The sequence below is a fragment of the Pseudomonas sp. NCIMB 10586 genome (genome assembly GCF_023127895.1).
Taxonomy (GTDB): Bacteria; Pseudomonadota; Gammaproteobacteria; order Pseudomonadales; family Pseudomonadaceae; genus Aquipseudomonas; species Aquipseudomonas synxantha_A.
In genome coordinates, this window is record NZ_SPKQ01000026.1 from 1 (window position 1) to 11,365 (window position 11,365).

Genomic DNA, 11,365 nt, shown 5'->3' on the forward strand with positions numbered 1-11,365 from the left:
TCGGCAAACAGCGCCTGGGCCACGCCCTTGCGGTAGTTGGCATAGGCTTCGTAGTCGAACAGCGGCTGTTGCAGGGTGAAGGTCGAGCCGAAGCTGTTGTAGTTGCGGTCGTCGTGATAGTGACCACCACGGCCATCGGGCAGGTTGGCCTGGGAGTTGTTGCGGCCCTTGTTGTAGTTGTAGGACAGCCGGGGCAACAGGCCGGCGCGGCCAATGGTGCGGTTTTCCAGGCCGGCGTCACGCTCCTTGATCGCGCCGAGGAATACCGGATCATTACGCAGGGCCTGCTCATACACATCAAACGGTCCCATGGCGGCCTGGGCGCTGCTGCACGCGAGCAGCAAGGCGATGAACACTGGTTTCATGCTCATTCCTCGGTCAACGCCGAGCCGGCACGATCGAGCAGCGGCTTGAACAAATAATTGAGCAACGAACGCTCGCCGGTACGCACAAACATCTCGGCGGGCATGCCGGGCTTGATCACCAGGCCGTGGAGTTTTTCCAGGGCGTCGTCGCTGACCGTGGTGCGCAGCACGTAATACGGCGCCCCGGTCTTTTCGTCGAGCATCTGGTCGGCAGAGATCAAGCTCACTTCCCCCGGCACCCGTGGCGTACGGCTCTGGTTGAAAGCGGTGAACAGAATGTCCACCGGCAGATGAGTGCCGACCTTGTCCACCAGGTTCACCGGCAAGCGCCCCTCCACTTCCAGGCGCGTGCCCTGGGGCACGATTTCCAGCAGGGTTTCCCCGGCCCGCACCACGGCACCTTCGGTGTGTACGCCAAGGTTGACGGCAATGCCATCGGCTGGGGCGTTGACTTCACTGTGTTGCAGGTCGAAACCGGCCGATGTCAGTTGTTGCTCCAGGGTCAGGCTGCGCAGTTGCGCGTCGGCCAACTGGCTGCGCACCTCTTTTTGATATTCCTCGCTGTGCTGCTGCAATTTGAGCCGCGACTCGACAATGCCCTGCTCTATCCGGCCGCTTTCACCGGCGTTTTGCGCCAGGTCCTGCTGCACCTGGGATAACTGGCGCTGGTAGTCCATCAGCCGGTTGCGCGGGATGTAGCCATTGTCGGCCAACGGTTGCAGGTTGCTCAGTTGGTCACGCAGCGATTGCGCCTGGGCGTTCAAGTCCGTGCGCGCACGGCGCATACCATTGAGCTGGGCGCTGGCTCCTTCGATACTGGCGCGGATCCCGGCCTGTTCGCGGGCAAAGGCCTCACGCCGGCTGCTGAACAACTGGCGCTGGCCCTCCAGCACCAAGGCCAGCGCAGGATCGGGGCTAGCGCTCAGTTCGGCGGGAAACATCACCGAAGGCAAGCTGTCGCGCTCGCTCTGCCAGCGGGCAACACTGGCCCAGGCCATGCGGTACTGGGCTTGCAGGGAATGCACGTCGGCCTGGCTTTGGGTCTGGTCGAGGCGAAACAACGGCTGGCCTTGCTTGACCACCTCGCCTTCGCGCACCAGGATCCGGCTGACCACGCCAGGGCTCAGGGTTTGCACGGCCTTGCGTTTGCCGGACACCACCACCGTACCCTGCACAGGAATGCCCTGGTCCAGGGGCGCCAAGCTGGCCCAGAGGAAGAATCCCCCGGCACCAACCACCGTCATCAGCCAGCCCAGGCGGGAGAAAAAACGCGCATCGCGCTCGGGAAAGGTCGGTTCGTTTGGCAGGCTGTTATCGGTGCTCATTGGCCTGGATTCCTTGCCGCAGGGTATTGTCGGTTGAGGCTGACGCCGGCCTTTTCACGGGGTTGTTCCGGTTGCCCGGACAGCGCTCGCAGCACCTCCTGGCTGGGGCCGAACGCTTGCAGGCGGCCCTCGTTGAGCACTAGCAGTTTGTCGGCCTGGGCCAACGCCGAAGAGCGGTGGGTCACCAGGATCACGCTGCTGCCCTGGGCTTTCATCTGCATGATGGCGCTGGCCAAAGCGGCCTCACCCACGGTATCGAGGTTGGAGTTGGGTTCATCGAGCACGATCAGGCGTGGCCCGCCATACAGTGCGCGGGCCAGGGCCACGCGTTGTTTCTGCCCGCCGGACAGGCCGCTGCCGTCGTCGCCCAACACCGTGTCATAGCCCTGGGGCAAGCGCAGGATCAAGTCATGCACACCGGCTTGCTGGGCAGCCTGCACCACCTGCTCGGGGTCAGCCTGGCGAAAGCGTGCGATGTTATCAGCGATGCTGCCGCTGAACAGTTCAATGTCTTGGGGCAAGTAACCGACGTGCGGACCGAGGTCGTCGCGGTCCCAGCGATGAATGTCGGCACCGTCCAGGCGCACCGTACCAGCCAGGGTCGGCCATACGCCCACCAGCACCCTCGCCAGGGTCGACTTGCCAGAGCCGGAGGCGCCCAGCACGCCCAGTACTTCGCCGGCCTCCAGGCTGAAACTGACCTGATGCAAGGTCACCACCCGACGCCCCGGAGGCCCGGCGCTGACCTGCTCGAAACTCACCTGCCCCTTGGGTGCCGGCAATGCCATGGCCTGCGCCCCAGGCGGGAACTCCTGCAACAGCTCATCAAGGCGTTGATAGGCCAGCTTGGCCGAACTCCATTGCTTCCACACGGCGATCAACTGATCAATCGGGCTCAGCACCCGCCCCATCAGAATGGTGCCGGCAATCATCATCCCGGCAGTCATCTGACCCTTGATCACCAACAAGGCGCCCAAGCCCAGCACGAGGGATTGCAGGAGCAGACGCAGGGATTTGCTCAAGGAACTGATCACCGAGCCGGTGTCGCTGGCCCGGTTTTGCAGGCCGAGGAATTGCGAATGCACCTGGAACCAGCGAATGCGCAGCGCCCCCAGCATGCCCATGGCCTGGATGGTCTCGGCGTTGTGCAAGTGACTGGTGGCCATTTGGGTGGACTGCTGGGAGTAGCCGCTGGCTTCGCGCAACGGCTTTTTGGTCAGGTATTCATTAAGGCACGCCAGGCCGATCAACAGCACCGCACCCGCCGTGGCCAGCACTCCCAGCCACACGTTGAACAGGAAGATCACCAGCAAGTAGATCGGGAACCACGGCGCATCGAAGAAGGCAAACAACGCAGGCCCCGTAAGGAACTGGCGGATATGGGTCAAATCCCCCAGGGATTGCCCGGCGTGCCCCTCACCCCGTTGCAGATTGCGCTCGAAGGCGGCCTTGTACACTTGCAGGTTGAACCGGCGCTCCAACTGGCTGCCGATACGGATCACGATAAAGCTGCGGACGATTTCCAGGGTGGCGATAAAAGCAAAGAAGCCCACCACCATCAGGGTCAGCATAACCAGGGTGGTTTCGTTCTGTGATGACAGCACCCGGTCATACACTTGCAGCATGTATATGGACGGCACCAGCATCAGCAGATTGATCAGCGCGGTAAAACAGCCGACGCTGATCAGGATGTTTTTGTAAGTACCTAGTACTCGGAAGAGCGCTCCTGCTTTTGTCGTATACACTATTGCGACCCTCTGACATTTTTTTAAAACGATTAAGCAGGTGCTAGATTCAATCACTCTCCTTGGCCGACGTGCTAAATGGCAGGGTGCGAGCCGCAAAGAAAGTATCCGATATTCTGTTAAAATACACATCAACTACGCTTCGCAGGGGGCTCACCCCGTATCATACTTGGCTCAATCTAGAGTTAGAAACGCCTTACCAACTGAGGCTATGCCAAGCAAAAACCTGCTCGCCGTATAAGGCGAGCAGGAAATAAGCGTTTAGTGCTAAAAATCAAGAATGTTCAGCGCTCGGCTGGCCAACAGTTGGGATCTCGTTAACTAGATAAGTAGTCATAAGACCTTTATGATCGGACATTCCCGAAGTCGGGTTAGAACTGAGATCGTAACTATTGCTGGACGCTTGCGTAATCAATCCATCCTTAACGAAGTATTGATTACTACCAACGACTGTGGCCTTGATGGAGGTTAAATCGATTTTATTGCCATCTTGACTATAAGTCATGTCTATTCGGTCCCGGTCGTCCACTGTGGGCGCCCAAGATTTATTACCTGTCTCGTAAGCTGGCCCACCCCAAGTATGCCCAGGGTCTTTCACGGGATCGGGATGCACCTCACGAAAGCTATCGGTGTAACCCTTATCTATCAATGCCTTGCTGGTATCCCACTCATACACCACACCATTGCGGTCATTTGCATTTTTATTCGAAGCTATCCAATCCAGATGTGAGGGTTCGTTGAAGTCTCCAGAAACAATATGCGCTAAATCTTTGTAAGGGCCATTCGCGTGAGCATTCAAAACGTTGTTTATAGCTTCTGTTCGCCCGGATGCGAGATTGACCGCCTTGATAACAGATGTATCCGTCGTTATTTGATTGGGGGTTGGGCCATCACCTGATACCCCTCTTGGCAAATAGGCCGCGTACTTAAGATCGTTGGTATGGATGGTGTCGAGGTGAATATCGCGGGAAGAAATTGCTCCGTCTTTGTCATAGTCAATAACTAAGCTGCTCCCCCCTGCTGCGCCATTCGGCTTTTCGTCCATAATTTTATATTTTGAAATAGTACCGGTACCACCATGAAGAGTATAACTATATACATCATCACCCAGCTTGGAGTTCATATAGTTCGTAATATCTTTGAGTCTTTCATGGTCTCCTATAACAAGACCTTCTACTGGCACATTCTGAAACTCGCGAACGCCGGCGTTAGAAAGTGCCTTATTAAATTCATATTCAAGCGCTGACCCAATCGATTTTTTCGTCCCAACATCCTCTAAACTCGAGACAAGCGAGGATATGACTGGCTTCACTGCTCCACCTACCACATCGCCAAAAGCTTCAGCAGCTGTATCTAATTTTGACTTCGCCGCTCCAATAACTAGTGATTTTGCAGTGGAGATAATCGGGTAATCTGGAATTAGGTTTATAATGCTGCCAAACAGAGAATCAACAAAACCTAACTGTACCGAAGCCATTCCTTTAGCTTCAGCACTGACGAGTGTCTCGATACGTTCAGGTGCGGTTCTTAACAATCCTGACGACAGCATGCTGTCGTTAAACTCAGGAAGTACATTGATATCAGCATTTTTTTCAAGTAGCTCATTCCCAATCAGCTCTATTTGCTTCTCATAGGGCAGCTGTATCTTCCTACCGCCAACAAAACTATTGAGGTTGTAAACTGATAGTTCTTTGCTAATCATACTCGACTCCGTAAGGGAATATCATCTGAATATTTCATATCAGCACCTTATGCCTCGATGTCGGTAGCTTCAGCTAGGCAGGAAGACTTTTAGACTAAAAATCTCATACTTTCGATAGAAGATAACTTCGGCTTAAGGTCGTCAGAGGCTAGTTTTGACATGGGTTTTTTGTATGTAGGAAATTTCCTACGTGAACGATCCCCATGATTTGCCATTCACTTGATGCTTGGGTTACCGGCTGTATGCGCGGTCTGGTCAGCCAACGGGGATTACCGATGGGCGACGCATGATGCGCTGTACAAGGAGGCGACCGAGGCCCTGGAGCAATGGCAGAGCCCGCCCGAGGGGTAGCCCACCGACTACCAATAACAAACCGAAAGGAACCCAGTTCCAATTTATGTTGCCTGAACCATCGCAAGAGCAGGCGCCTGTCTCGACCTTGGCGCAATCCTTAGAGCTGCTGAGCCAGGCGATTGCACCCAAGTGGGCAAGGATGGATCCTGATTTTGTGGTCGAATTTGTGCGCGAGCAAAGCGGCTTCGATGCGGATCTGATTGAAAGCATGCTTCAGTTCGCTATTGAGGCCGCCCGCCTCAAGTTTGCCGCGCCCAGCGCCGAAGGGTAGCCCGCCGCACTTCGAATCGTAGCCCGCTACCGCCTGGAAGACGGCCTAGAAGCCTGGTGTCAGCGCTGGGAACTGCTGGGCCACACCGTGCGCTGTCAGCATTGCCACGCCATGCAGCTGGCCAGCAAATACCCACAATCGTTCAGCCACGGCGAAGGCTGCGCCAATACCGGCGATTTTGCCCAGCACCCTTGGCGCGACCTTGCCCAGTTGCTCGATCCACTGCCCGAGATGACGTCGTGAGTGCATCTGATCGCTTGGACGCTATCGACCTGCCGCCTTTGATTCGCCGTGCTGTCGATCAGTACCGGGCGCGCATCGAGCGTGCCCAGGACCTAGCACAACTCGCCCTGGCCCAAGAGCGCGCCGGGGGCTTTGTCGAAGGCGTGGACGCAGCGCGTGCGTTGATCCCGGCCACTGTCGAAACACTGTCGATCAGCCTGGACGATGCTGTAACGGCGCGTCATGAGATACTGGAGGCATGAATGCTTCCGTTGTAATGGGGGGGTATCGGTAAAGTGCTTACTGACTCACCCCCAAACAGCCTTAATGGGCAGTAAGCACTTTACCGATACCCCTCTGAGCCCCCCCTGTTCAATACTTCACTTTATACGTCGGGGAATCCTCCGGCCGCTGGCCACGTCGGTCATACAGCCGAGTCGTACTGATATTGGCGTGGCCCAGCCATACCTGAACCTTGGCGATATCGGCGTCATGCTCCAGGGCATTGTCGCGGCCGTGGCCCGCAATCCATGCACACCCAGCCCGTCTACATGAATACACGCCGCCTTGGCCCATTGCGCAACTACCTTATAGATGCCGTCAGCGCAAATGCCGGCGCCGGTGGTACAGCCGCGGATCGAGCGGAACAGCGGGCCATCATACGGCTGTGTCGTTTGATATTCCCGATCCCAGCCGAGTCAGCGGCGAATGGACGCAATAAGGTGTTTCAAATTTGCGCTTGATAATGAATATCATTTACGCATAATTATATGCGTAAATGCATAAAATTCATTGCGCCGAGCACTGTGTGTATATACAGTTATTTTTGTGCTCAGACCTCACCTACTGAAGCATCATTTCTTTGGAGGTAGCCAGAGCGCAAAACCAATCATATTGATGTGATGCCGTTTTTCATTGACCGCCACAGGAAGCATCTGATGCGCTGAAACCACTATGGAGATTAAACATGTCAAACGCAGGAAGATACTTAGGTCCAAATATCCGAACCGGTGCGAACTCGTATAGACTCGCCCCTATACACATTAATGTTCCTCGTCTTGAACGTCTAACTCACGTCGGGCGCGTCAGCGAAGGCATCAATGATGAGTACCGACGTGGCACAAGTTTAGGTTCGGGAAAGCTCAGTCCAATTACGCCCTTTATCTGGGAAGATTTTGTTGGAGAACATAGGCATAAAAAATCATTAATTGATGCGGCTTACGCACCCATTTTCAAAGGATTGCAGGAAAGAACCATAAACGAAATTGAAAAACATAAAGAATTTGCAAAGACAGGGCAAGCTCTCAGCGCTCTTAATGCCGCGCAAAAGGATTTGGAAACTACGGTAAAGTCGCTTGAGGAAAAAGAAATTGAGTTTGAGTCGAAAGCTACTGAGGCTTACTCGCTGTACGGGCTGTACCCACTCTACTTGATGGTTGATTTACCGTTTCGCAAAATCTACGACGGCGTTCACAAAGGAGCAGACGGTTTCTTCCAATCTCTTATCGAAATCGACGTAGCGTATAAAGCGGCGCTAGAGCAAAAGCGAATTTCCCTTGAAAGGAATATTTTGGCGAACCAGCTCCCAGAGCTTGCGCAAAAAATTAACCAACAAGAGAACGCCTCACCGAATGATCCTGGGCGCGTCGCATCATGGGCATCGAATAAGTTATCTGTCCTCAATATAGAAAAAAACGTACGTCTCGGGTTATTGGCATATTTTCATCAAGAGGCGATTGTTAAAGCGGCAGGCAATCTGGACAGCTTAACACGCGCTCAAGCGCTCGAACGATATGTGGTGGCTATAGATCACACCATTTCGACCGAAAAGTCGGCAATTGGGCCATATCAGCAAGTAAACAATAATATCAAATCACCGTTGAGTAAACCTGAACTGGAAGCCTTATATGCGTTGATTGAGTTGCAGAAAAATAAATCAACGGGACCGCGTTGGTTGGACTATCATACTTCGCTTCTTCATTCAGAATCAGTACGTCAATTAACAGAGACGTCGAATGCGTTTAAAGGCATGGTTGCCCGTGCTAAAGAAGCAGAAGCGAAGCAAGCGGCGGACCAGCAAAAACAAGATTATTTGGACGGTTTAAGCTTTGTGGCTGACGCCAACGAGAAGGCACTTCAAAAGTATGGTGCAAACCTGAGCGGTATTGCCAAAGCTCTTCAATCTAATGTCAGCGGTAAAAATATCCGCAGCTACACTCAAGCCATGGCAACCTTCGAAAAAGTCACGTTGAACCAAAAAACATGGTTGTCCCATCCAGATCGTCAGGCAGTCGTGAATGCGCTTAATGCGTTTGGTAAAGAAACCTTTGCGGACAATGTTACGCGATTAGGGAAAGCGTTTGGAGTTGTAGGTAAAATTGTGCAGGCGGAAAAAATCTATAACCACACTGTGCATGGCTTTTTAACTGGAGACTTTAAGCCTCTTATGTTGGAGCTTGAGGCTATGGCACTTGGTATTGGTGTAGGTGCTGTATTGGCTGTCGTCACAGCGTTTTTCTTTCCAGTGTTTGTTACTACAACTATGGGTGCAGTCGTGGTATCTGTTATGATGGCTAGTGCTGCTGCGTATATCGATGCGGAAAAGGTGGATCAAATCAACAACCTCCTATAGCGTGAATACCAAAAACAAGCCAGGCAAACCTGGCTTGATTTAAACCCTCATAAATACACCAAAAGAGTATTGACTCTATGAGCGTAAAAACTAAGCAAATCATACCAATGCCGTACTTTTTTATAGCTCTCACATTAATTCCAGTGTATTTGATTGTATTGTTACTGCCAGCACAGGCGGATACTTCTACTTATATAGAATTAAATAATTTCTTAGATACTTATTTGCTCGGGCAGGTTGGCTTTTGGTCGTCAAATTTCCCTTTGAGCTCAAAAGTTGTGACTAATTACATTGGTATTTTTGGACCTTTTTTCGCTTTTGTTTTTTTTATAAAAGTTTACAAAGGTTTGGTGATGGATCCTGATCAATACAAAAATCATACTTTTTTTAAATATTTCTTTGCTGCATTAGTTATGATTGGCTTAGTTTTGTTTTTGATATATATCAACTATATCGGTTCGGTGGATTTAGGGTCGCATACCAGAAAGTGGCGTTTTTTTGGTTCAAATGTCTTTACGTATGCTTTGTTTTCATCAGGCATGCTTTTGAGTTTATATGGAATGACCTTGTTCTGCTACTCGGGTTTTTTTTATCTTCCACGTATTTTAGTGAAGCGGTGGAGAAATAATAAAGATTAATACTTTATCGATAACTTAACTATTTCAAAGCTTATGGGTTTTTTTAGTCTGATCGGACTTGGTTTGGCTGTGTTACGTGACCGATAAAGCTTGAAAAAATGGTCTGCCTGAGATTACCGGACTGTCTAAGCGACCCCAGTCCTGATGGTGTCCTCTTATATCTGCGGTCCAGGGGGATACCTGGTCGCCGGAGGCAGACTTTCCAGCAGCTCAGTATTTCACCTTGTACGTCGGCGAGTCCTCCGGCCGTTGGCCACGTCGGTCATAAAGGCGCGTCGTGCTGATATTGGCGTGCCCCAGCCATACCTGAACCTTGGCGATATCGGCGTCATGCTCCAGGGCATTGGTCGCGGCCGTGGCCCGCAAGCCATGCACGCCCAGCCCGTCGACGTGAATACCTGCCGCCTTGGCCCATTGCGCAACCACCTTATAGATCCCGTCAGCGCAAATGCCGGCGCCGGTGGTGCGACCGCGGATCGAGCGGAACAGCGGACCGTTGCCCGGTTCGCGTTTACTGTCGCGCTCCAGGTATTCATGGATCTTCTCAGCCGCGACCGGGTGCAAGGGTAAATAGCGGGTTTTACCGCCCTTCCCTCTCACCTGCAGATGCTTGATCCCGCGCCGGTCCTGCAGGTCGCCCGTCATCAGCTGGGCGGCTTCTTCGCGACGTAGGCCGTGGTACAGCAGCACGGCCAAAATCGCGCGGTCACGCACACCCTTCAGCGTCCAGCCATCCGGCGCCTGCAGCAGCAATTTAGCCTGGTCATCACCGAGTGCCGGCGTCTTGCCTTCGTTGGTTTCCACCCTCGGCCGTTTGACCCCGTGCACGGGGTTTCCCCCAGAGACGGCATTGTTCTCCAGGAGGTGATCAAAAAGGCTCGCCAGAGCTGCCAGTTTGCGTCGAATGGTGGCCCCGGCCAGTCCCCGGGTTTCCAGCTGGGCGCGCCAGGCCAGGACGTGCCCGGGGGTCACTGCGCGGAATTCCTCGGCGCCGGTGCGGCCGACAAAGCTGCAGAAGTCTGCCAGGTCATTCTGGTATTCGGTTTCCCGACGCCTGACGTGAGGTCGAAGTCCCCGAACAGCTTAAATTCATAGGGCGGGACCAAAGGCCTCATCCACCTTGGCCAAGTCGGTGTAGCGCAGGCTGCCCGCGTAGTAATGCAATTTGATCCAGGCCATCAGGTAGTCGTAACGGGCCCGGGCCAGATCGCGACGGGTGTTGTGCAACTGCTGCTCGGCGTTGAGGGCGTCGAGGTTGACCCGCTCGCCGCCGAGGATGCTCTGCTGGGTCGACACCACCAGCGCTTCGGCGGAGGCCAGGGCCTTTTGATAGGCGCGCAGCTTGCTGACCCCCGACAGGCAGGCACTGAACTGGCGCCGCAGCTCGATCAGGGTTTCGCGGGTCTTGCCCTCCAATTCGTACTCGGCCTGCTCCATGGAACGGGCGGCCTGGCGGGTGGACGCCGAGACGCCGCCACCGACATACAGCGGCACGCTGACTTCAATGCCGATGGTGTTGGTGTCGTAGCGCTGGTTGTAGGTGTTGCCGCTGTCGGACTCCTGCTGGCGCGAGTTGGCATACGCAGTGATCCGCGGCAAGTGCCCGGCGCGGTTGCGCTCCACCTCATAACGCGCCACTTCCACCGCCTGGCGCTGGGAGGCTAGGGTCGGGTTGTTGGTGATTGCCAGCTCATGCCAACTGTCGTAGTTGGCCGGTGTCAGGGTGAAGGCGGCAAAGTCCTGGTTCAACGGTGCCAGGTCGGCGATATCGACGCTGTGTACGCCGAGCAATGACCCCAATTCGCGCAGCGACGCATCCTGCTCATCCAGGGCCTGGATCTCTTCGGCAGTGGCCAGCTCATACCGCGACTCCGCCTCCAGGATGTCGGTGCGCGTGCCCTCGCCTTGCTGGAACAGGTGCTGGTTCTGCTGGAACTGCTGCTCGAACGCCTTCTTCTTGGCCCGGGCAATCTCGATCTGGTCCTGGGCGAACAGGGCCTGGGTGTAATAGGTCAGTACCCGCACCAACAGCGCCTGGCTCTTGTCGCGGAAACTCTCGTCGGCAAACAGCGCCTGGGCCACGCCCTTGCGGTAGTTGGCATAGGCTTCGT

At 54.3% G+C, this 11,365-nt stretch carries 10 protein-coding genes and 2 pseudogenes; 4 read left to right on the top strand and 8 right to left on the bottom strand.

From position 1 onward, the window contains the following. From E4P01_RS11620 to E4P01_RS11635, 4 genes are all read right to left on the bottom strand, one after another. Positions 1-365: TolC family protein (locus tag E4P01_RS11620; RefSeq protein WP_248130011.1), on the bottom strand; the 365-nt coding region annotated here is incomplete at its 3' end. Positions 366-367: 2 nt separating this feature from the next. Beyond that, a complete protein-coding gene (locus E4P01_RS11625; protein WP_216091858.1) occupies positions 368-1,690 on the bottom strand; it encodes an HlyD family type I secretion periplasmic adaptor subunit in 1,323 nt (440 codons plus the stop codon). Then, entirely contained in the window at positions 1,687-3,435 is a 1,749-nt protein-coding gene (locus E4P01_RS11630; RefSeq protein WP_248130013.1) for a type I secretion system permease/ATPase, read from the bottom strand. Before E4P01_RS11630 ends, E4P01_RS11625 begins: the two co-directional genes overlap by 4 nt. A 274-nt stretch (positions 3,436-3,709) precedes the next feature. Further along, positions 3,710-5,137, bottom strand: a complete 1,428-nt coding sequence (locus E4P01_RS11635) for a hypothetical protein (protein WP_216091859.1) — start codon at positions 5,135-5,137, stop codon at positions 3,710-3,712. A 397-nt stretch (positions 5,138-5,534) separates the two neighbouring features. On the opposite strand from E4P01_RS11635, the gene E4P01_RS11640 reads away from it, so the two are divergent. Beyond that, on the top strand, positions 5,535-5,762 hold the full coding sequence (locus E4P01_RS11640; protein WP_216091860.1) for a hypothetical protein: 228 nt from the start codon (positions 5,535-5,537) through the stop codon (positions 5,760-5,762). A 45-nt stretch (positions 5,763-5,807) separates the two neighbouring features. Here the strand turns inward: E4P01_RS11640 and E4P01_RS11645 are convergent, their stop codons facing one another. Then, positions 5,808-6,011: a hypothetical protein gene (locus tag E4P01_RS11645; protein ID WP_216091861.1), complete on the bottom strand. Its 204-nt coding sequence runs from the start codon at positions 6,009-6,011 to the stop codon at positions 5,808-5,810. On the opposite strand from E4P01_RS11645, the gene E4P01_RS11650 reads away from it, so the two are divergent. Next, positions 6,002-6,247 (top strand): hypothetical protein, encoded by a 246-nt coding sequence (locus E4P01_RS11650; RefSeq protein WP_216091862.1) that lies wholly within the window; start codon positions 6,002-6,004, stop codon positions 6,245-6,247. The two genes, E4P01_RS11645 and E4P01_RS11650, sit on opposite strands and share 10 nt — an antisense overlap. 109 nt (positions 6,248-6,356) lie before the next feature. Here the strand turns inward: E4P01_RS11650 and E4P01_RS11655 are convergent. Further along, positions 6,357-6,640: pseudogene (locus tag E4P01_RS11655) on the bottom strand (tyrosine-type recombinase/integrase); the annotation flags it as partial. Positions 6,641-6,951: 311 nt separating this feature from the next. On the opposite strand from E4P01_RS11655, the gene E4P01_RS11660 reads away from it, so the two are divergent. Beyond that, a complete protein-coding gene (locus tag E4P01_RS11660; protein WP_216091863.1) occupies positions 6,952-8,616 on the top strand; it encodes a colicin-like pore-forming protein in 1,665 nt (554 codons plus the stop codon). A 77-nt stretch (positions 8,617-8,693) separates the two neighbouring features. Further along, positions 8,694-9,254: a hypothetical protein gene (locus E4P01_RS11665; protein WP_216091864.1), complete on the top strand. Its 561-nt coding sequence runs from the start codon at positions 8,694-8,696 to the stop codon at positions 9,252-9,254. A 210-nt stretch (positions 9,255-9,464) separates the two neighbouring features. On the opposite strand, the pseudogene E4P01_RS11670 reads toward E4P01_RS11665, so the two are convergent. Beyond that, positions 9,465-10,292 (bottom strand): annotated as a pseudogene (locus E4P01_RS11670) (tyrosine-type recombinase/integrase); the annotation flags it as partial. Positions 10,293-10,343: 51 nt separating this feature from the next. Further along, positions 10,344-11,365: TolC family outer membrane protein (locus E4P01_RS11675; protein ID WP_248130015.1), on the bottom strand; the 1,022-nt coding region annotated here is incomplete at its 5' end.

Bases quoted from the DNA above. Each gene is read 5' to 3' on its own strand.
- E4P01_RS11640 (WP_216091860.1), top strand. From the start codon at position 5,535: ATGTTGCCTGAACCATCGCAAGAGCAGGCGCCTGTCTCGACCTTGGCG.
- E4P01_RS11665 (WP_216091864.1), top strand. From the start codon at position 8,694: ATGAGCGTAAAAACTAAGCAAATCATACCAATGCCGTACTTTTTTATA.
- E4P01_RS11635 (WP_216091859.1), bottom strand. From the start codon at position 5,137: ATGATTAGCAAAGAACTATCAGTTTACAACCTCAATAGTTTTGTTGGC.
- E4P01_RS11645 (WP_216091861.1), bottom strand. From the start codon at position 6,011: ATGCACTCACGACGTCATCTCGGGCAGTGGATCGAGCAACTGGGCAAG.
- E4P01_RS11660 (WP_216091863.1), top strand. From the start codon at position 6,952: ATGTCAAACGCAGGAAGATACTTAGGTCCAAATATCCGAACCGGTGCG.
- E4P01_RS11625 (WP_216091858.1), bottom strand. From the start codon at position 1,690: ATGAGCACCGATAACAGCCTGCCAAACGAACCGACCTTTCCCGAGCGC.